This window comes from Vreelandella mediterranea (genome assembly GCF_970647075.1).
Map to the genome: position 1 here is coordinate 1814240 of NZ_OZ310198.1, position 20711 is coordinate 1834950.

Annotated in this window: 22 protein-coding genes; 19 read left to right on the forward strand and 3 right to left on the reverse strand. The window is 59.7% G+C overall.

Annotated features, from left to right (window positions below; genetic code table 11):
* The first annotated feature begins 128 nt into the window (after positions 1–128).
* The 5 genes from ACWFVE_RS08485 (at position 129) to ACWFVE_RS08505 (ending at position 5480) form a co-directional block, all read left to right on the forward strand.
* A complete protein-coding gene (locus ACWFVE_RS08485) occupies positions 129–1634 on the forward strand; it encodes a fumarate hydratase (RefSeq protein WP_447528836.1) in 1506 nt (501 codons plus the stop codon).
* Between the two features lie 108 nt (positions 1635–1742).
* On the forward strand, positions 1743–3161 hold the full coding sequence (gene cls / locus ACWFVE_RS08490) for a cardiolipin synthase (protein WP_447528837.1): 1419 nt from the start codon (positions 1743–1745) through the stop codon (positions 3159–3161).
* Between the two features lie 33 nt (positions 3162–3194).
* The gene (locus ACWFVE_RS08495) at positions 3195–4112 is read left to right on the forward strand and encodes a LysR substrate-binding domain-containing protein (protein ID WP_447528838.1); all 918 of its coding nucleotides are present in this window, start codon (positions 3195–3197) and stop codon (positions 4110–4112) included.
* A gap of 159 nt (positions 4113–4271) precedes the next feature.
* Positions 4272–5189, forward strand: a complete 918-nt coding sequence (locus ACWFVE_RS08500; protein WP_447528839.1) for a YihY/virulence factor BrkB family protein — start codon at positions 4272–4274, stop codon at positions 5187–5189.
* A gap of 15 nt (positions 5190–5204) precedes the next feature.
* Positions 5205–5480, forward strand: a complete 276-nt coding sequence (locus ACWFVE_RS08505; protein ID WP_447528840.1) for an acylphosphatase — start codon at positions 5205–5207, stop codon at positions 5478–5480.
* Here the strand turns inward: ACWFVE_RS08505 and ACWFVE_RS08510 are convergent.
* A complete protein-coding gene (locus tag ACWFVE_RS08510; protein WP_447528841.1) occupies positions 5477–6424 on the reverse strand; it encodes a D-2-hydroxyacid dehydrogenase in 948 nt (315 codons plus the stop codon). The genes ACWFVE_RS08505 and ACWFVE_RS08510 overlap by 4 nt on opposite strands.
* A 186-nt stretch (positions 6425–6610) precedes the next feature.
* Between ACWFVE_RS08510 and ACWFVE_RS08515 the strand changes: the two genes are divergently transcribed.
* The 13 genes from ACWFVE_RS08515 to ACWFVE_RS08575 all read left to right on the forward strand — a co-directional run bounded on the left by ACWFVE_RS08515 (position 6611) and on the right by ACWFVE_RS08575 (position 17725).
* Complete coding sequence (locus ACWFVE_RS08515) at positions 6611–6904, forward strand: FmdB family zinc ribbon protein (RefSeq protein WP_447528842.1); 294 nt, start codon at positions 6611–6613, stop codon at positions 6902–6904.
* 62 nt (positions 6905–6966) lie between these two features.
* Entirely contained in the window at positions 6967–8751 is a 1785-nt protein-coding gene (aspS, locus tag ACWFVE_RS08520) for an aspartate--tRNA ligase (RefSeq protein ID WP_447528843.1), read from the forward strand.
* Positions 8752–8921: 170 nt separating this feature from the next.
* The gene (gene ruvC / locus ACWFVE_RS08525) at positions 8922–9473 is read left to right on the forward strand and encodes a crossover junction endodeoxyribonuclease RuvC (RefSeq protein ID WP_447528844.1); all 552 of its coding nucleotides are present in this window, start codon (positions 8922–8924) and stop codon (positions 9471–9473) included.
* A gap of 141 nt (positions 9474–9614) precedes the next feature.
* On the forward strand, positions 9615–10223 hold the full coding sequence (gene ruvA, locus ACWFVE_RS08530) for a Holliday junction branch migration protein RuvA (RefSeq protein WP_447528845.1): 609 nt from the start codon (positions 9615–9617) through the stop codon (positions 10221–10223).
* A 44-nt stretch (positions 10224–10267) separates the two neighbouring features.
* Positions 10268–11305 carry a Holliday junction branch migration DNA helicase RuvB gene (ruvB, locus tag ACWFVE_RS08535; protein ID WP_447528846.1) on the forward strand — a complete coding sequence of 346 codons (1038 nt, stop codon included), beginning with the start codon at positions 10268–10270 and terminating at the stop codon, positions 11303–11305.
* 14 nt (positions 11306–11319) lie between these two features.
* Positions 11320–11700, forward strand: coding sequence for a tol-pal system-associated acyl-CoA thioesterase (gene ybgC / locus ACWFVE_RS08540; RefSeq protein ID WP_447530516.1), 381 nt, complete (start codon positions 11320–11322; stop codon positions 11698–11700).
* 105 nt (positions 11701–11805) lie between these two features.
* Positions 11806–12486 carry a protein TolQ gene (gene tolQ, locus ACWFVE_RS08545; RefSeq protein ID WP_447528847.1) on the forward strand — a complete coding sequence of 227 codons (681 nt, stop codon included), beginning with the start codon at positions 11806–11808 and terminating at the stop codon, positions 12484–12486.
* A gap of 11 nt (positions 12487–12497) precedes the next feature.
* Entirely contained in the window at positions 12498–12941 is a 444-nt protein-coding gene (tolR, locus tag ACWFVE_RS08550; RefSeq protein WP_447528848.1) for a protein TolR, read from the forward strand.
* 5 nt (positions 12942–12946) lie between these two features.
* Positions 12947–14182, forward strand: coding sequence for a cell envelope integrity protein TolA (gene tolA, locus ACWFVE_RS08555; protein WP_447528849.1), 1236 nt, complete (start codon positions 12947–12949; stop codon positions 14180–14182).
* The gene (gene tolB / locus ACWFVE_RS08560) at positions 14182–15468 is read left to right on the forward strand and encodes a Tol-Pal system beta propeller repeat protein TolB (protein WP_447528850.1); all 1287 of its coding nucleotides are present in this window, start codon (positions 14182–14184) and stop codon (positions 15466–15468) included. The genes tolA and tolB overlap by 1 nt, the downstream gene beginning before the upstream one ends.
* A gap of 61 nt (positions 15469–15529) precedes the next feature.
* Entirely contained in the window at positions 15530–16078 is a 549-nt protein-coding gene (gene pal / locus ACWFVE_RS08565; protein WP_447528851.1) for a peptidoglycan-associated lipoprotein Pal, read from the forward strand.
* 43 nt (positions 16079–16121) lie between these two features.
* Positions 16122–16943 carry a tol-pal system protein YbgF gene (gene ybgF / locus ACWFVE_RS08570; protein ID WP_447528852.1) on the forward strand — a complete coding sequence of 274 codons (822 nt, stop codon included), beginning with the start codon at positions 16122–16124 and terminating at the stop codon, positions 16941–16943.
* A gap of 20 nt (positions 16944–16963) precedes the next feature.
* Positions 16964–17725, forward strand: a complete 762-nt coding sequence (locus ACWFVE_RS08575; RefSeq protein WP_447528853.1) for a YciK family oxidoreductase — start codon at positions 16964–16966, stop codon at positions 17723–17725.
* 27 nt (positions 17726–17752) lie between these two features.
* Here ACWFVE_RS08575 and ACWFVE_RS08580 read toward each other — a convergent pair whose 3' ends face one another.
* Both ACWFVE_RS08580 and ubiG read right to left on the reverse strand, forming a co-directional pair.
* A complete protein-coding gene (locus ACWFVE_RS08580) occupies positions 17753–18457 on the reverse strand; it encodes an HAD-IA family hydrolase (protein ID WP_447528854.1) in 705 nt (234 codons plus the stop codon).
* The gene (gene ubiG / locus ACWFVE_RS08585) at positions 18458–19201 is read right to left on the reverse strand and encodes a bifunctional 2-polyprenyl-6-hydroxyphenol methylase/3-demethylubiquinol 3-O-methyltransferase UbiG (RefSeq protein ID WP_447528855.1); all 744 of its coding nucleotides are present in this window, start codon (positions 19199–19201) and stop codon (positions 18458–18460) included.
* A 213-nt stretch (positions 19202–19414) separates the two neighbouring features.
* On the opposite strand from ubiG, the gene ACWFVE_RS08590 reads away from it, so the two are divergent.
* Complete coding sequence (locus ACWFVE_RS08590) at positions 19415–20704, forward strand: nucleotide sugar dehydrogenase (protein ID WP_447528856.1); 1290 nt, start codon at positions 19415–19417, stop codon at positions 20702–20704.
* Positions 20705–20711: the final 7 nt, after the last annotated feature.

The following is a 20711-nucleotide window of genomic DNA, read 5'->3' on the forward strand; positions in this document are numbered from 1 at the left end:
GTTGTCAGCAAGGAGAGCTGCCGCGAATTATTCGATCGGGTATACTGCGCTTCGCCTAGACGGCTAACGGGATGCCAAAATCCTTTAGAAATAGCCGCTTGAATCGACCTATCAGGAGCCCGTTGTTCATGACCGTGATCAAACAGGACGACGTTATTCAAAGCGTTGCCGATGCCCTCCAGTACATCTCCTATTATCATCCGAAAGATTTTATCGACGCTATGGCGGCCGCCTACGAGCGTGAAGAGAACCCGGCGGCGAAAGACGCCATCGCCCAGATTCTGATCAATTCACGCATGTGTGCGACCGGGCATCGGCCGATTTGTCAGGATACCGGGATCGTGACCGTGTTCGTTCACGTCGGCATGAACGTGACCTGGCATGCGGACATGAGCCTGGATGATATGGTCAATGAAGGCGTTCGCCGGGCCTATCTTCTGCCCGATAACGTGCTGCGCGCCTCGGTGCTGGCCGACCCGGACGGCAAGCGCCAGAACACCAAGGACAACACGCCCGCGATCATTCATCACAAGATCGTTCCCGGCGATAAGGTCGATATCCACGTAGCGGCGAAGGGCGGCGGTAGCGAAGCGAAATCCAAGTTCGCCATGCTGAATCCTTCGGATAGCGTCGTCGATTGGGTGCTAGAGCAGCTGCCCAAAATGGGCGCCGGCTGGTGCCCGCCGGGGATGCTGGGCATCGGGATTGGCGGTACGGCGGAAAAAGCCATGGAGATCGCCAAGGAAGCGCTGCTCGATCCCATCGATATTCAGGACTTGCAGGCGCGCGGTGCAAGCAACCGCGCCGAGGAGCTGCGCCTGGAGCTTTTCGACAAGGTCAATAAAACCGGCATCGGCGCCCAAGGCTTGGGCGGTTTGACCACGGTGCTCGATATCAAGGTCAAGGATTACCCGACCCACGCAGCCAACAAACCGGTAGCGATCATTCCCAACTGCGCGGCCACGCGCCATGCTCATTTCACCCTCGACGGCTCGGGCCCGGTGGCCTTGAAGGCACCAAAGCTCGAGGACTGGCCCGAGATCACCCGCGAAGTAGGCGACAACGTCAAGCGGGTCAACCTCGACACCGTTACCGCCGAGGAGGTCAAAACCTGGCAGCCCGGCGATACGCTGCTGCTCAACGGCAAGCTTCTAACCGGCCGGGACGCGGCGCATAAGCGCATGACCGATATGATCGCCAAAGGCGAGCCGCTGCCGGTGGACATGAAAGGGCGCTTTATCTATTACGTCGGCCCGGTGGATCCGATCGGCGACGAAGTCGTGGGCCCGGCTGGCCCGACCACCGCGACACGCATGGACAAGTTCACCCGCACGATGCTCGAAGAGACCGGGCTTTTAGGCATGGTGGGCAAGGCCGAGCGTGGCCAAGCGGCGATCGAGGCGATTCGGGACAACCAGGCGGTTTATCTAATGGCGGTGGGCGGCTCGGCTTACCTGGTCGCCCAGGCGATCAAGAAATCCCGCGTGGTGGGCTTCGAAGATCTGGGGATGGAAGCCATCTACGAGTTCGAGGTAGAAGATATGCCGGTCACGGTGGCGGTCGACACGCAAGGCACCTCGGTTCATCAGACCGGCCCGGCTAAATGGAAAGCAATTATTGCCGAAACCGCGTAAACTGGCGCAAGCAAATTACCCGTCAGTTAAAAACGAAAGCCCCGTCTCGCGGGGCTTTTGCATATAGGGAATCGTTCAAGGAACTGAGTGTATGGCAGGGAGCGTTTGATGACTTCATGGCTTATCGGTACGGGCATTATGCTCATCCACCTGTTGGGCATGGTCTCCGCCGTCATGGCGCTCATGTCGAGTCGAACCTCGCAAGGTGCCGTCGCCTGGATAATGTCGCTTCTAACGTTTCCTTACGTGGCGCTGCCGGCCTACTGGTTTTTTGGCCGCCCACGATTTTATGGCTACGTGACGGCCCGTGGCGCCAAGGACAACGTTCTAAGGCGCGTGCTGCGTCGCTACCGTAACAACATGAAGCCGCATATCTCGCTTCCCGCCACGCCGGATATTCAAGCGGTGGAGCAGCTGGCCATGATGCCGCTGACCAAGGGCAATCACGCCGAGCTATTGATCGATGGTGACGCCACCTTCGAGAGCCTGTTCCAGGGAATCGACGACGCTAACGACTACTTACTGCTGCAATTTTTTATCGTTCGCGATGATCGGCTCGGCCAAAAACTCAAAGAGCATCTGTTAGACGCCGTGGGCCGGGGCGTGCGTATCTACTTCCTCTACGACGAGCTTGGCAGCCGCAAGCTGCGCGACGGCTACTTCAAGGAGCTGGCCAGCGAAGGCGTAGAAGTGAGCCCCTTTGGGTCGTCGCGCGGGTTCAAGCATCGTTTTCAGCTCAATTTCCGCAATCACCGCAAGATCATGGTCGTCGATGGCAAAAAAGGCTGGGTAGGGGGCTTCAACGTCGGCGTGGAGTATTTAGGGGAACATCCGCGTCATGGCCCCTGGCGGGACACTCACCTGATGCTTCAAGGCCCCGGCGTACTGGGGCTGCAGGAGGCGTTTTGGGAGGACTGGCACTGGGCGACCGGCGAAGTCATCACACTGAACTGGCACGCCGAAAACCACGCACAGATGGACCATCAGGTCGTCATTGTGCCCTCGGGCCCGGCGGACAAGCACGATACGGCCAGTCTTTTGATCCAACAGCTCATTCATAGCGCCAATGACCGGCTTTGGGTGACAAGCCCTTATTTCGTACCGGACCAGGGTGTACAGGATGCGCTGCGTTTAGCGGCCATGCGGGGCGTCGATGTACGCGTCATGATCCCCGAGCGGCCAGACCATCTGCTGGTATTTCTCTCGGCTTTCTCCTTTTTACCGGACATGTTGCGAGCGGGTGTTAAAATATACCGTTATCTTCCCGGATTCTTACATCAAAAAGTCATGCTAATCGATAGCGAAGCAGCAACGGTTGGCACGATCAATCTGGATAACCGTTCTTTTCGGCTTAATTTCGAGATTACCGCCTACGTACCGTCGTCAAGCTTCGCCGCAAGCGTCACCGATATGCTCGAGGAGGATTTTTCCAAATGCCGGCGGGTTACCATCGACGAAATCAATAACCGGCCGCTTTGGAAAAAAGTCGTTTCCCGGGCTGCATACCTAACCGCGCCCATTCAGTAGCTTTAGCGTAGACGCCGACACAAGGAGTTTCGGATGAATCTGGAAACCAAATGGCTCGAGGATTTCGTCGCCCTGGCCAATACGCGAAGCTTTTCGGCCTCGGCGCGACAGCGCCACGTCACCCAGCCCGCTTTTAGCCGTCGCATTCGCGCCCTCGAGCAGGCGCTGGATACGACGCTGGTGGACCGCTCGACCACGCCCATTGGATTGACCGCTGAAGGGCAGCTTTTTCTGGTGACCGCGCGTAACCTGGTAGAACAACTCAATGAGTCCATTAGCCACTTACACGGGCTTTCCATCGCCAACGAGGCTTTGGACATCGTCGCGGCGCACTCGCTTGCGCTCAGCTTTTATCCGCCCTGGATTTCGCGGCTGCAAAAAGGGGTAGGCGAGCTGCCTACCCGGTTAATGGCGATGAACGTGGGCGAGGCGATCCACGTACTGCGCGAGGGCAACTGCGACCTGATGCTCGGTTATTACGACCCTTTCGCCACCATGCAGCTCGATACCAAGGTGTTTCCGTCATTTTCCATCGGCAATGTCAAAATGCTGCCGGTGTCGCTTGCCGATAGCGACGGCCAGCCGCTCTTTACCCTTGACCAGCAAGAGCCGGTTCCATATTTGGCTTATAGCCAGGGTGCGTTTTTGGGTCGCAGCGTGCATATGGTGCTCAAAAACGACCCGCTGCGCATGAACCTGCGCACGGTTTACGAAACCGCCATGGCCGAAGGGCTAAAGGGGATGGTGCTCCAAGGGGTCGGCGTTGCCTGGATTCCGGACTTCTGCATTCGCGAGGAGCTCAAGAGCAAACGCCTGGTGCGCGCCGGCGACGAAAGCCTCGATATCCCGCTGGAAATTCGCCTTTACCGTTGCTCGCTGGTTCATAAACCCGGTGTCGAGCGGCTTTGGCGGCAGATGATGAAACTCCCAAGAGATTTCCTTCAAGCGTGATCATTTGAAAACGGCTTCACTATAAAGTGCTTGTGAAAAGGCACGTATTACGAAGAAAGCGCGCCAGGCAATAGTTAGGTATGCTGTTATTATTAAAAAGCATCACACAAGTGCGCGCTATAAAGCGCATGACATAAGGTATTTCGCAAGGGAATCAATATGCTAAAACGTACGCTACTGTTCTGGTGGAAAGTAGTGCAGGACGCCATTGCACTCTGGCTCGAGCGCAACGCTTTTAGCTACGCGGGCTCGCTTGCGTTCTATACGCTTTTCTCATTGGCACCAACGATCATTATCGCCGTCACGGTCATCGGTATCGTGCTGGGCGAAGATGCCGCCCAGGGCCAAATCGTCGCCCAGTTGCAGGGCACGCTTGGGGTCGATGCCGCATCCGCCATCGAACAAGCAGTCGCCCAGTCGCGTATCGAAGAGTCGGGGCTTCTACCCACGCTTTTGGGCTTTGGCGCGCTGTTGGTCGGTGCGACCACCGTGTTTGCGCAGATGCAGTTCTCGCTGAACACCATCTGGGACGTTACCGCCAAACCTACCTCCAACAGTGCTTTCATCTTTATCAAGACCCGCCTTTTATCGCTGACCGTGGTGCTGTCGATCGGCTTCATTTTATTGGTGTCTCTGGTGCTGGGGGTCGTGATTCGCGGGATGCTGCAAGCGGCCAATTATCTCATGCCGTTCATGAGCTTTTTTACCACCACGCTTGAATCCTTGCTTTCGCTTGCCATGGTCACGCTGTTGTTCGCGACCATCTTTAAGGTGTTGCCGGATGTCGTGCTACGCTGGCGGGATGTACTGATTGGCGGGCTGGTGACGGCGGTACTCTTTACTATCGGGCGCAACCTGATTGCCGTTTATTTGGCCTACACGGCGACGGCGTCGACCTACGGCGCGGCGGGTTCGGTTGTCATGGTACTTTTATGGGTCTATTACAGCTCGCTTATTTTACTGTTTGGCGCTGCGTTTACCCGCTCGCTATTGGCCCGCCGCGGGCGGCCGATCATCCCGCGTAATAGCGCAGTTCGCGTCAAGCATGAGTTCATCAAAGAGCAGGACAACGTTTAAAAAGAGGAGGCCATCGTGGTAACGAAAAACGTTCGCGCTTGGGTAAGCGGCAAGGTACAAGGCGTTCACTACCGGTCGAGTACTCAGCAACAGGCCCGTACCAAAGGGGTAACGGGCTACGCTAAAAATCTGCCCGATGGCCGGGTCGAAGTGCTCATGTGCGGCGACGCCGAGGCAGTCACCGCCCTTGGCGAGTGGCTCTGGCAGGGGCCTTCGAACGCCCACGTCACCGAGGTCACCTTCGAAGAGGTCAGCGGCGGGCGCGTGCCCGACGGTTTTACGACCGCTTAGGCGTTTGCGTTAAAGCGTTCGATATTCTCGGCGGTCAACTTGACGATGTTCTGGCGGGCCTCCGGGGTAACCCAGGCATTATGCGGGGTCACGATCAGGTTGAGCGCCTCATCGCTTGCCAGCGCGTCCAGCAAGGCATGACCACTACGCGGCGGCTCTTCGGGCAGTACATCGACCCCAAGCCCGCCAATTTGGCCTTCGCGCAGGGCCTTTAGCGCAGCGTTCTCGTCGATAATGCCGCCCCGGGCGCAGTTCACCAGCAAAAGCGACGACTTAGCGTTTTCCAGCCGCTCTTTATTGATCAGGTGTTTCGTTTGCTCGTTGAGCGGGCAGTGCAGGCTGATGACATCGGCGCGGGGCATAAGCTCGTCGAGGCTTGGGCGCTCGTCGTCGGCCTCGCCACCTGGTCGTGCGGCGAACGTCACGTTCATACCAAACGCTTTCGCCAGCCGCGCCACTTCCGAGCCAAGCTCCCCCTGGCCGACCATGACGAGCTCCTTGCCGGCAAGCTGTAGCGTCGGGTAGTCCTGCAGGCAGAAAAACACGCTCTGCTGCCAGGCGCCTTGGGCGACATCCTGTTGATAGCGGGGCAGGCGAGCCGCCAGCGTCAATATCAACATCAACGTATGCTGAGACACGCTGGCCGTGCCGTAGGCGGACACGTTTTTCACGGCAATACCGTTGGCCTGGGCCGCGTCCATGTCGATGTTGTTAAGGCCGGTCGCCATGACGCAAATAAGCTTGAGCGAGGGCAGCGACTCCAAAAGCTGGCGGTCGAGTTTGACCTTGTTGACCAGCACGATATCGGCGTCTTTCAGGCGCTCCTGGGCCTGCTCCGGGGTGGTTTGGTCGTAGATATCCAGCGTCGAGACGCAGTCACGAATCGCGGTGAAATCGATATGAGGGCCCATGCTTTGTGCATCGAGCATTACCGCGTTGGCCATTTTATTCTCTCCATGTAAACCGAGGGATGCCAGGCCTTGCCCGGCAGGGGGCACAAAAGGGTATAATGGGCGGCTTTACCAACCGCTGTCTTGGAATTTATTACGACAGGCCACATATTGCCAGGGCCCAAAGTCGTTAGGGTTATCAATGTCCTGTCTACGCTGAGCTTTTCAGGAGCTATCAACATGCCCATCTATGAATACGAGTGCAAGGCCTGCGGTCATCGCATGGAAAAACTACAGAAGATCAGTGCCGACCCGTTAAAGCACTGCCCGGCCTGTCAGCGCGACGATCTCAATCGTCTGGTGTCGGCGGCCGGCTTCCGCTTGGCCGGCGGCGGATGGTATGAAACCGATTTCAAAACCGGTGGCAAGAAAAACCTGGCGGCGGACAACCAGCCCGCCGCAACGGGTAAAGCCGAAAACGCTTCGTCTACACCCACCGGTGGCTCTTCCAAAAGCAAGGGTGACGCGGCGTAGCCGCGCCGGTGAAGGCCAGACCCGCGATACCTTTATTGTCACGTAACAGAACAGGATGAAACATGCGCAGCCATTATTGCGGCCAGCTTAACGAAACTCTGGTAGATCAAACGGTCACCGTCTGTGGGTGGGTGCATCGTCGCCGTGACCACGGCGGGGTCATTTTCCTCGATATGCGCGATCGCGACGGTATCGCCCAGTTCGTAGTCGACCCGGATACCGCTGAAGCGTTCGCCAATGCCGACCGTGCCCGTAATGAGTACGTGCTGCGTATTACCGGCCGCGTTCGGCTACGCCCGGAAGGCACGCAAAACCCGAACATGCCCACCGGCATGATCGAGATTCTGGCGAAAGACGTCGAGGTGCTCAACACCGCCGCTACGCCGCCTTTCCAGCTCGACGAGCACGGCAAGGTCGGCGAAGAAGTGCGCCTCAAGCACCGCTACATCGACCTGCGCCGCCCGGACATGATCGAGAAACTGCGTCTGCGCTCGCGTATCTCGCATACCGTTCGCGCCTATCTGGAAAACGAAGGTTTTCTGGATATCGAGACGCCGATCCTGACCCGGGCAACGCCGGAAGGCGCCCGCGACTACCTGGTGCCTAGCCGCACCCACGCCGGCAGCTTCTTTGCGCTGCCGCAGTCGCCCCAGCTTTTCAAGCAGCTTTTGATGGTGGCGGGCTTCGACCGCTATTACCAGATCGCCAAGTGCTTCCGCGACGAAGACCTGCGCGCCGACCGTCAGCCCGAGTTCACCCAGATCGATATCGAGGCCTCCTTCGTCGAGGAGAACGATATCATGGGCATTACCGAGTCGATGATTCAAAAGCTCTTCAAGGAAGTGCTCTCCGTCGAGCTGCCCGAATTCCCGCGCATGAGCTGGCAGGAAGCGATGGACCGGTTCGGCTCGGACAAACCCGATCTGCGTATCCCGCTCGAGCTTACCGATGTCGACGACCTAATGAGCCAGGTCGACTTCAAGGTTTTCTCCGGACCGGCCAGCGCCGACGACGGCCGCGTGGCCGCGCTGAAAGTACCCGGCGGTGCCAAGCTTTCGCGTAAAGAAATCGATGAGTACACCAAATTCGTCGGTATTTACGGCGCAAAAGGCTTGGCCTGGATCAAGGTCAACGAGCGCGCCAAGGGGCTGGAAGGTCTTCAATCGCCTATCGTCAAGTTCATGGAGAACGTGGTCGAAGAGCTTCTGGACCGGGTAGGGGCCGAGGATGGCGATATCATCTTCTTCGGCGCGGACAAGACCAACATCGTCAACGAGGCGATCGGCGCGCTGCGCGTGAAGCTCGGTGCCGATCTGGACCTTTACACCCAATCCTGGGCGCCGCTTTGGGTCGTCGACTTCCCGATGTTCGAAGCCGACGATAACGGTCGTCTGAGCCCGCTTCACCACCCGTTCACGGCGCCGTCCTGCTCGCCGGAAGAGCTCAAGGCCGACCCGGCCAGCGCGCTTTCCCGCGCCTACGACATGGTGCTCAATGGCACCGAGCTCGGCGGCGGCTCGATCCGTATCCACGACCAGACCATGCAGCGCAGCGTGTTCGAGATTCTGGGTATCGGTGAAGAGGAAGCCCAAGAGAAGTTCGGCTTCTTGCTCGACGCGCTCCAGTACGGCGCGCCGCCCCACGGCGGCCTGGCCTTCGGCCTCGATCGTCTGGTGATGCTGATGGCCGACGCGAAAACCATCCGCGAAGTGATCGCCTTCCCGAAAACCCAGAGCGCGGCGTGTCTGATGACCGACGCCCCGGGCGAGGTGAGCCCGGATCAGCTCAAGGACCTCAACATCCGCCTGCGCCAGAAAGCGAAGCCCGAGACCACTACCGGCGAGTAATCCAGCCGACGTCTCAATGCTACGTTAAGGTAGGCTCAAGCACCGGCGCTCGCGTCGGTGTTTTTGTTTCCAGGCACCGCGCTTCAAGGGGAAGTAGGTCAGGAAAAGTACGTCTGGAAATAGTACGTCTGGAAGTAGTACGTTAGAAAAAGTCCGTCAGGAGAAAGTACATGGACGAACGGCCCAAAGGCCCGCCTCGGCGCATCCTGGGGATCGACCCGGGCTCGCGGATTACCGGTTACGGCGTGATCGAACTGGTCAACGCCAAACCGCACTACGTGGCAAGCGGCTGTATCCGAACCGCTGACGGCGCACTCGAGCAGCGCCTGGCGCAAATATACGCCGGGCTTGCCGAGGTAGTGGGTCTTCACCGGCCAACCGAAGTTTCTGTGGAGCGTGTCTTCATGGCGAAAAACCCGGATTCCGCCCTGAAACTTGGCCAGGCCCGCGGCGCGGCGTTAGTGTGTATGGCCAATCACGGGCTGGAAATCGCCGAGTACGCCGCCCGCCAAATCAAACAGGCGGTGACCGGCCAAGGCGGGGCGGATAAAGCCCAGGTCCAGCATATGGTCACCGCCATTTTGAATCTTTCGGCCACGCCCCAGGCCGACGCCGCGGATGCGCTGGCCATTGCGCTCAGCCACGCCTACGCAGGCCAGGGGCTAACGGCTTTGCCCGCCCGGGGTGCAAGTCGGCGCTCGAGCGGGCGTTGGCGCCTTTAACAGCGCACAGCACTTAAGGTCGTCGCGCCACCACTGGTCATCTGTACAGAGTCGTCATATAGTAACCCTGTGTAGAGTAACCGTCTGTTTAGTCACTCGCTTTTTTATGTAACCCCTGTTTGATCGGTAACGAGGTAGCCCATGATTGGTCGTTTAAACGGCGCACTGCTGGAAAAACATCCACCCTGGGTGGTCATCGACGTGCACGGCGTTGGCTACGAGCTGGAAGCCTCGATGACAACCCTTGTGGCGCTTCCCGCCCCAGGCGAGACCGTAACGCTCTATACCCACCTGACCATTCGCGACGACGCGCATCTTCTTTACGGCTTCGCCCGGGCGCAGGAGCGCGCGCTGTTCCGGGCGCTGATCAAGGTCAACGGCGTAGGTCCCAAGCTCGCCCTGGCGATTCTCTCGGGCATGGATGAAGACGCCTTCATGCGCTGCGTGCGCGACGACGACAGCAAGGCGCTCACCAAACTGCCGGGCGTGGGTAAGAAAACCGCCGAGCGGCTGATCATCGAAATGCGCGACCGCTTCCCGGAATGGGAGCAGGGCCAGCACGCACCGCTTGCCCTGGAAGGCGCCAACGGCGAGCCCGCGCCGCGCAACAACCTGGCCGATGCCGAGGCGGCGCTTACAAGCCTTGGGTACAAGCTGACCGAAGCCGCTAAAATGCTGGCCGATATCGACCCCCATCAGCCAACGGAAGCGCTCATAAAAGCAGCACTTACCCGGCGCATGGGAGGCTAAATGACAAATTATCGGGTTTTGAACGCAGGCGCTAACGAGTATTTATGCTAGAACACGACCGGCTCATTGCCGCCGCCCCCGAGCAGGGCGAAGTGCGCATCGACCACGCTATTCGCCCCAAAAAACTCCAGGACTATATTGGCCAGCCCCGGGTACGCGAACAGCTAGAGATTTTTATCGGCGCCGCACGGCTTCGCGAGGAGAGCCTGGACCATACCCTGGTCTTTGGCCCGCCAGGCCTTGGTAAAACCACGCTGGCCAATATCATAGCCACCGAGATGGGGGTCGGGCTCAAGTCAACCTCGGGCCCGGTGCTCGAGCGCGCCGGCGACCTGGCCGCCATGCTCACCAATCTCGAGCCCGGTGATGTGTTGTTCATCGACGAGATCCACCGGCTTTCGCCGGTCGTCGAGGAAGTTCTTTATCCCGCCATGGAAGATTTCCAGCTCGATATCATGATTGGCGAAGGGCCAGCGGCGCGTTCGATCAAGCTGGATTTGCCGCGCTTTACGCTGGTCGGAGCGACCACGCGCGCCGGGCTTTTGACCTCGCCGCTGCGTGATCGTTTTGGTATCGTGCAGCGCCTCGAGTTTTATAACCTGGAGGAGCTGACCGAGATCGTGACCCGCTCGGCCAAGCTTTTGGACGTCGAAACCGACCGCGAAGGCGCGATAGAGATCGCTCGGCGATCCCGGGGCACACCGCGTATCGCCAATCGGCTTTTACGCCGCGTGCGCGACTACGCCGACATCAAGGGTAACGGGGTCGTTAACGCCGCGTTGGCCGACGCCGCGCTCAATATGCTAAACGTAGACCATCATGGCCTGGACCATATGGACCGGCGGCTATTGCTGGCGATGATCGACAAGTTCGACGGCGGCCCGGTCGGGGTGGATTCGCTTTCCGCGGCGATCGGTGAAGAGCGCGATACCATCGAGGATGTCATCGAGCCCTACCTGATTCAGCAGGGGCTCATGATGCGCACGCCGCGTGGGCGTGTGGTGACCCGCCAGGCCTGGCGACACTTCGACCGCGTACCCCACGAGCAGAGTATCGACGTGGAAGGGGAGCGTCGCCCGTGAGCCCAACGTTTCGTATGCCGGTGCGTGTCTATATCGAAGACACAGACGCAGGCGGCATCGTCTACTACGTTAACTACTTGAAGTTCATGGAGCGTGCCCGCAGTGAATGGCTAAGAGAATTGGGGCTTGGCCAACAAACGCTGCTGGACGAAGGCACTCAGCTAGTGGTATACCGCTTGGCTTGTCACTATAGCAAACCGGCCAGACTCGACGACGCGCTAAGCGTAGACGCAACGGTCGACAGTATGGGCCGCTGCCGGATGGTGTTCGATCAACGCGTATGGCGAAACGAGGAACTCTTGTGCCGCGCCACAGTCGAGATAGCCTGCTTGAACGGCGAAACGCTGCGGCCCAAAGCGTGGCCCAGCGAGCTTCGGGCCCAACTCGACGCATAAGCGGGCCGGGCAGTACTACCTAACGGGTTTCTGGATCCATTCTACAGACCATAACGGCGCGTTTGCGCTAACAGACTGATGAGGGCGACTGTGAACGATAACACCATGTCCATACCCCACCTGATAATGAGTGCCAGCACCGTCGTGCAGCTGGTCATGCTGCTGCTTGTCGTGGGGTCGATCCTCTCATGGGTGGTGATTTTTCAGCGCAGTATCGCTATACGCCGAGCCAAGCGGGATTACAGCGAGTTCGAAGAGTCGTTCTGGTCCGGGGTCGATCTCAACGAACTCTACCGCGAAATCCCCGCCGACGAGCCGGGGCATGGCGCCGAGCATATCTTTCATTCCGGCTTTCGCGAATTCAACCGTTTGCTTCCCAAGACCCGCAACGCCGATACCATTCTTGAAGGCGTACAGCGCAGCATGCGCGTGGCCTGGTCCCGCGAAGAAGACCGCCTGACCCAACATCTCACGTTTTTGGCCACCGTGGCCTCGGCAAGCCCCTATATCGGCCTTTTTGGTACCGTCTGGGGCATCATGGGCTCGTTTCAGTCGCTCTCCATGTCGCAGCAGGCAACGCTTGCCACCGTCGCGCCCTGGATCGCCGAAGCGCTGATCGCCACGGCCATGGGGCTGTTCGCCGCCATTCCCGCGGTTATTTTCTACAACCGTCTCTCCAATGACGTTGGCCGGCTACTGGGTAAGTACGAAGACTTTGCCGAAGAGTTCCACGCCATTTTGCATCGCAATCTGCAAGGTCGCGATAGCAGCAAGAGCGCCGGCTAAGGGAGTCCAACATGAACGGACCATTTAATCGCGGCGGTAATAAAAAACCGATGGGGGAGATCAACGTCGTCCCCTTCATCGATGTCATGCTCGTACTGCTGGTGATCTTCATGATCACCGCCCCCATGCTGACTCAAGGGGTCGAGGTCGACCTGCCCCAGGTAAGCTCCGAGCCGCTGGAGAATCAGGACGAGTCGGACCCCATCATTATCTCGGTCAATAGTGAAGGCAGTTATTTCATTACCTTGGGTGAGGACACCACGGCGGTATCGCTTGATCAGATGTCCGAGCGCGTCGTCGCGATACTCCAGCGTGTACCCAATACGCCGGTCATGGTGCGGGGCGACCGTAACGTACAGTACGGTCAAATCGTGGTGCTGATGAGTACGCTTCAGCGCGCCGGCGTTGCCAACGTAGGGCTACTTTCCGAGCCGCCCCAGGAGGCGCAAGGGTAACGCTTATGGCCCATGACGCTTTTCGTGACCGACAGGATGTCGGCTATACCTTGCCCGCGATACTGGCAATTGCGGTTCACCTCGCGATCCTGGCGTTTAGCTTGATTAGCCTGCCGAGCAGCACCGAGGAGCCGGACACTACCTCGATCGTGCAGGCAACCTTCGTCAGCACCGAGACCTTTACCGACCAGGCGCAGCAGGCGATCGAACAGCAGGCGGCATTAGAGAGTGCCAGCGCCCCGGAGGCGACCGAACCACCGCCTGAGCCCGAGTCCGAACCTGCACCGCAAGAGAGCAACGCCGAGGCGGAAGCAGAAGCGCAAGCGCAAGCCGCTGCCGAGGCGGAAGCCCAAGCGGCTGCAGACCGCGCTAGTGCGCTCGAAGAAGCCGAAGCCGAAGCGGCGCGCCGGGAACAGCAAGCCGAAGAACAAGCTCAGGAGCAGGCGGCTCAAGCCCAGGCACGCGAAGAAGAAGCCCAACGCCTGGCCGAAGAGCGCGCCGCCGAGGAGCAGGCCCGAGAAGAAGCCGAGGCCGAGCAGCAACGCCTGCGCGAAGAGCAAGCTCGCCAGGAACGCGAAGCAGAAGCAGAAGCCGAACGCCAACGCGAAGAAGCCGCACGTCGCGAGGCGGAGGCCGAAGCCCAAGCTGAGGCAGAGGCAGAGGCCCAAGCGGAGGCCGAAGCCGAAGCTGAAGCTGAACGCCAGCGAGAGGAAGAGGCGCGTCGCGAAGCCGAGGCCGAAGCACAAGCTGAGCGCGAAGCCCAGGCAGAACGTGAGCGTGAAGAAGCGGCGCAGCGCGAACGCGACGCCCAAGCCGAGCGTGAACGAGAAGCAGAGGCCCAGCGTCAGCGCGAAGCCGAAGCTCAGGCAGAGGCCGAAGCCGCCATGCAGCGCCAGTTGGAAGGCGAAGCGGCGGCCGCGGCCAATGCGCAACAAGCCCAGCAGGCAGCCAATAACTTTAGCAACCTCGTGCAGCGGGCCGTCGAGCAGGCCTGGATCATCCCCGGCGGCGCCGGCGACAACTTGCGTACCACCATAAGCGTGCGTTTGGGGCCGTCAGGGGAGGTGTTATTGGCTAACATAGTAACGTCGAGCGGCAACAGCGCTTTTGATCAGTCGGCCATTCAAGCGGTCGAGCAAGCAGCGCCGTTTCGCGAGCTGCTGCAACTAACCCCGGAACAGCAGCGCATGATTCGATCACAACCGATGAACTTTAACTTCTCGCCAGGAGGGGTACGTTGATGCAGACCTTGAGCAAAGTATGGCTATTTTGTGTTCTGCTGCTGATCAGCAGCGTCGCAAGCGCCAACCTTACCATCGAAATAACCCGGGGCAGCGACCAGGCCTTGCCCATTGCCGTAGTGCCATTTGAAGGCGGCGAAGGCTTCCCCGAAGACGTTGCACAAATCGTTCAGGATGACCTGGAGCGTAGCGGCATGTTCGCCCCGCTCGAACGCAGCGCAATGTTCGAACGGCCAAGTCAGGCAAGCGATGTGCAGTTCGGCACCTGGCGCTCTCTGGATACCCGCTACCTGGTCGTCGGGCGCGCTCAGCAGTCCGGCAGCGGCTATCAGATCCAGTTCGAGCTGATGGATATTAGCGGCCAGTCGCGCATGATCGGCGAAACCGTCAACGTCGATAGCAACGACCTGCGCGGTGGCGCGCACTACATCAGCGACCAGATTTTTGAAGCGATCACCGATATTCGCGGCGCGTTTTCGACCAAAATTGCCTACGTCACTGCCCAGGGCTTGGGCGACAACATGCAATTTGGACTTTACGTGGCTGACTCGGACGGGCGCCGCAGCCAGCAGGTGCTAACCTCTGATCAGCCGATCATGTCACCAGCCTGGTCGCCGGATGGTACTAAACTGGCCTATGTTTCCTTTGAAACGGAACGCCCGGCGATTTATATTCAAAGTGTGTCCTCCGGACAGCGGGTTCAGGCAACCTCGTTCGAGGGTATCAACGGTGCCCCGGCCTGGTCGCCAGACGGCCGCCGTTTGGCGATGTCGCTTTCCAAGGATGGCCAGCCGGATATCTACGTACTCGATATCGGCAGCCGTTCGCTCGACCGCGTGACCCAGAGCAATAGCATCGATACTGAACCGGCCTGGTCGCCGGATGGCCGTAACCTGATTTTCACCTCGGATCGCAGCGGCGGCCCGCAGATTTATCAGATGCCGGCCAGTGGCGGCAGCGCCGACCGTGTGACCTACACCGGCAACTACAATGCTCGTGCGCGCTACTCACCCGACGGTGACCAGATCTTTTTGATTCACCGCTCGGACCGTGGGTATCAGGTAGCGCGTCAGGAATTGGATGGTGGCCGTTTAGTCGTATTGAGCGAATCAACGCGGGATGAATCTCCTAGTGTTGCGCCGAACGGGACCATGGTAATCTTCGCTACCCAACAGGGTGGAAGTGGCTTTTTGAGTGCCGTTTCGGCGGATGGCCGCTCGTCATTCAGACTGCCGGCAGCACAGGGTGAAGTACGCGATCCCGCGTGGTCTCCCTTTTTAAATTAAAGTTGAACAACAGAAATAGTTGAACAACACAAAATTCTGTTTTCAGGCAAGGAGTCTGATTATGCAACTTAAGCCATTGGCTCGCTCTCTAGCAGTCGCTTTCTCCATTCTGGCGGTTGCTGGCTGTTCAAGCACCGGCGGCACCCAGGACGGTGACGCTTACGGAAGCCAAAGTGGCAGCACCACGGGTACGGGCACCGGTTCTGGCACGGGCGCCAGCGGTACCGGTCAGTACGGTTCGACCAGCGGCTCGGGTACCGGCCAGCAGGCCGATTCACGTATCCCCGAAGTGCGCACCATCTACTTCGATTACGACCGCGATACGATCAAAAGCGAGTACGAATCCGTGGTAATGGGCCATGCACGCTACCTGCAGTCCAACCCGAACGCGCGCGTTACGCTTCAGGGCCATACCGATGAGCGCGGCACGCGGGAATACAACATGGCACTGGGTGAGCGCCGTGCTCGCGCGGTACAGCGTTTTCTGAACATTCAGGGCGTTTCGCCGTCTCAGATGAGCGTTGTGAGCTACGGTGAAGAGCGTCCGGCGGCCAGCGGCCAGGGCGACAGCGCCTACTCACAAAACCGTCGCGTTGTATTTAGCTACTAGACGTACCGGCGCGCCACGGCGCGCCTGCGTTTTCGGAGTCAACATGAATCACAGTCTCAAACGCTTTTTTGAGAGGCTGTGCGGTGCGGGAGCCATTGCGCTCCCGCTGTCCGTATTGCCCCTTACGGCGCTTGCCCAACAGCCCCTGGTTCAGGATATTTCTTCGGGCTCCAACGGCTTCTATCAGCAAACCCAGCGCCAGGAAGCTTCCGGCGGTAACCTGGTGTTGTTTAACCAGGTCGAGGAGCACCAGCAGGAAATCCAGCAGCTGCGCGGCCAGGTCGAAGAGCTTAGGCATCAGCTGGAACAGCTGCGCCGACAGTCGCAGCAGCAGTACATCGATATCGAAGACCGCTTGATGAACCTGCAAACGAGCGCACCGGCGCAGGCCTCCGCGCCAGCCCCGGCGCCCGCCGAGCAGGCCGCGCCGCAAGTAGAACCTGAGGCGGCGGAGGAGGTGGTCAATGCCCCCTCCAGCAACGTAAGCGAAGACGCCCAGGCCGACTATCAGGCGGCCTTCGCCCACGTTCAGGCGCGCCGCTTCGACGAAGCGATCGACGCGTTCAGCGCCTTCGTCGATGCCCACCCGGCTACCAGCCTGACAGCCAACGGCTACTACTGGCTTGGCGAGCTCTATGCTGCCGAAAACGAACTCGGCGCCTCGGATGAAGCCTTTAGCCGCGTCATCGAAGACTTCGACAACAGCAACAAAGTGCCGGACGCGCTTTATAAGCTGGGTCTGGTCAAGGCCCGCCAGGGCGAGCCCGAGCGCAGTCGCGAACTACTAGAGCAGGTGCGCGACGACTTTCCGCAAAGCAGCGCCGCCGGGCTTGCCAACGACTTTCTCCGCCAGTCCGCCGGATAATACTCACCTCGAGGTTATGCATGACCTGCAAGATCGACTATCAGCCCCAGCCTGAACTATTGAAGGACCGGGTCATTTTGGTCACCGGTGCCGGCGATGGGATCGGCCGGGTCGCAGCGCTGAGTTACGCCCAACACGGCGCTACCGTTATTCTGCTGGGCCGCACGCTCGAGAAGCTCGAACGCGTGTACGATGAAATCGAGGCGCAGGGCAGCCCCCAGCCGGCGATTTTTCCGCTCAATATCGAGGGCGCAACCCTCGAAGATTTCGACGATATGGCCAGGCGGTTGGATAAAGAGTTTGGCCGGCTGGACGGCGTTTTACACAACGCCGGGCTATTGGGGACGATTACGCCTTTCGAAGAGTACGACCCCGAGCTTTGGGAACAGGTGATGCAGGTCAACATCAATGGCCCCATCTGGATGACCCAGGCACTGTTGCCGCTACTGGATAGCGCCGAGGATGCCTCGCTGATTTTCACGTCCTCTAGCGTCGGCCGTAAAGGCCGGGCGCAGTGGGGCGCTTACAGCGTTTCCAAGTTTGCCACAGAAGGGTTCATGGAGCTTTTGGCCGATGAGTTCCAAGAGCGCGCGCACCTGCGCGTCAATACGCTAAACCCGGGCGCCACGCGCACCGCAATGCGTGAAGGTGCCTACCCAAAGGAAGACCCCACTACGCTGCGTACACCGGAACAGATCATGCCCACCTACCTTTGGCTGATGGGCCCGGACAGCCGCGGCGTAACGGGGCAAAAAATCGACGCGCAGCCGCCCCGGGCTTAAAACCCGAAGGGGTTCACTCTCTCCCTGCTAGAACGTGAGAAGGCGCTCGACCAGCGCCTCGCAGGTTTCGAACCAGACATCGGCGGGCCAGGTGCGGTAGTCGTCCTGCTCGCTGATATACCCATACCCCACCGCAATGGCTGTCATGCCCGCCGCTTTTGCCGCCTCGATATCGCGGCGATGATCGCCCACGTACCAGCACTCTGCTGGGGCGATATTCAGGCGCCGCGCGGCCTCCCAAAGCGGTTCGGGCTCGGGCTTTTTGACACTCAAGTCGTCGGCGCACAAAAGCGCACCCGGCTCCAGCGCCAGCGCTTCGAGTAGCGGCAGGGTGTAGCGGCGGGGCTTATTGGTCACGATGCCCCAGAGTCTTTCATTGGCGTGCCAGTCGATCAGCCACCGATCCAGCGGACTAAAGACCTGGCTATGCACTGCTACCGCCTGCTCGTAGGCATCCAACAGGTACTGGCGGGCGCTGGCGTGGCCGTCGGCATCGGCTTCAAGACCAATGGCCAGCGTCACCAGGGCGCTGCCCCCGTTAGACACTTCCCGGCGGATCTGATCGAAGGGCAGGGGTGCCAAGCCGTGGTGCTGCCTTAACGCGTTGGTCGCGTTCGCCAGATCCGGTGCGGTATCGACCAGCGTGCCATCGAGATCGAACAGCACCGCCTTGGGCGCGGGAAGCTCACGCGTGGCGCTTGCGGCGGGCGCATCAAGGGTCGAATACGCCATTTATTGGCTCACTTTGCGGCAGTACATCATGTAGTTGACCGAAACGTCCTGGGCTACCAGTTTGTAGCGGCGGGTAAGCGGGTTGTAGGTCAGTCCGGTTTGCTCACGCACCTCGAGTCCCGCCTCACGCGCCCAGCCGGCCATTTCAGAAGGGCGAATGAATTTAGCGTAGTCGTGGGTTCCCCGGGGCAAAAGATTCAGTACGTACTCCGCGCCCACGATCGCAAACGCGTAGGCTTTGGGCGTGCGGTTGATCGTCGAAAAGAAAACGTAACCGCCCGGGCGTACCAGCTTGCAGCATGCACGAATGACCGATGCCGGGTCCGGGACGTGCTCGAGCATTTCCATGCAGGTGACGACATCGAAGGCGCCCGGCGACTCCTCGGCCAGGCTTTCAACGCTTATATTGCGATAGTCGAGCTCGACGTTATGGTGCTCGGCATGTACTCGGGCAACGCCCAGCGGCGCCTCGCCCAGGTCGATGCCGGTCACCTGAGCGCCGCGGCGCGCCATGGACTCGCTCAAGATGCCGCCGCCGCAGCCCACATCCAGCACGGCCTTCCCGGCAAGCCCGGCCCGGGCGTCGATGAAATCCAGGCGCAGCGGGTTGATCTCGTGCAGCGGCTTGAACTCGCCTTGGTCGTCCCACCACTGGCTGGCAAGTGCTTCAAATTTCGCTACTTCCGCTTGATCGACGTTACCTTTATAGCGATCAGCAGTGCTATCCTGAGAGGTCGCTTGCATGGAGTCACTTCCTTATCGTGTCAGCGCGAGATTTTACCGGGCCGCCTAACGGCCAAATCGTTCCAGCCGGTTACATTAGGCAACAAGGTGGCATCCACCCCCGGGTTTTGTATTATTACATTCTAACCACTCCAGGAGCGAAGCGCATGAAAAGGAGCGCGTCATGACTCAAAAAGCCCTGTTTATCCGGCGATTGCGTTGGGAGCGTACCTAATGCGCGTATTACTCCACGGTAGTGAGCTCAGCGCTGCGACGGCGGCCGCGGCACTGCCCTTCGTAGGCCACCGGGTCGATTGGCTGCTCCACGAAGACTCTACCTGGGAGGCCGTTTCCGAGCGCGACTGGCTGCGCCGGGAGCCCGAGCTCATGGCGCATATCAGCCAGGCGCTCGACCAGGGCACCTTGCGTATCATCGACCAGTTGGACGATGCCGGCGCCACGGAGGTGATCTGGCTGGCTCTTTCGCCCAACCAGCGCCAGGCGGCGGACACCTTGATCGACGCGCTAACGTTTCAGGTGCCGCGGGTGGTGTTGGTGAATAATTCCACCTTTCCAGTGGGCGACACCGAGCGGCTGCACGCCTTGATGGGGGAGCAGCATTCAAGCGTGGCTCTCCCGGATACGCTGGAAGAAGGGCGCGCCTGGGAGTCCTTCACGCGCCCCACACGCTGGCTATTGGGCTGCGACGACGCCCAGGGCGAACAGGTCATCCGCGAACTTCTGCGCGCGTTCAACCGCCGCCGCGACGTTTTCCAGCTCATGCCTCGGCGTGCCGCGGAGCTGACCAAGCTCGCCATCAACGGCATGCTGGCCACGCGCATCAGCTACATGAATGAAATCGCCGGGCTTGCCGATACTCTGGGAGTGGATGTCGAGCACGTGCGCCAGGGCATGGGCGCCGACACGCGCATCGGCTTTGAATACCTGTACCCGGGTTGCGGTTTTGGCGGCCCGAACTTTTCCCGGGATTTGATGCGCCTGGCCGATGTCCAGTCGCAAAGCGGGCGTTATTCGGCGCTTTTAGAGCAGGTCGTCGATATCAACGAGCAGAAAAAAGAGACGCTGTTCAGAAAGCTCTGGACGTTTTTCGAAGGCGAGCTGACCGGCAAAACCGTCGCAATCTGGGGCGCGGCGTTCAAGCCCGGCACCGCGCGCATCGATCACGCGCCGGTCCTTACACTGCTGGAAGCGCTGTTGGCCCAAGGGGTCAAGGTGAAACTCCACGACCCGGCAGCCACCCCGGCGCTTGCAACGCTTTTGGGCGAGCGCGAGGACCTGACGCTTTACACCGGCGACCCTTACCTGGCCTGCGAGGGCGCGGATGCGCTGATGCTGGTCACCGAGTGGAAAATCTATTGGAACCCGGACTGGCATCGCTTAGCCTCGTTGCTCAACGCTAAATTGGTATTGGATGGGCGCAACATTTTCGACCCTGCCTTCGTAGCCAGCTGTGGCCTACGCTATAGAGGGATTGGTCGTCGTGCCGACCCAGCGACTCTTTGAGGATATT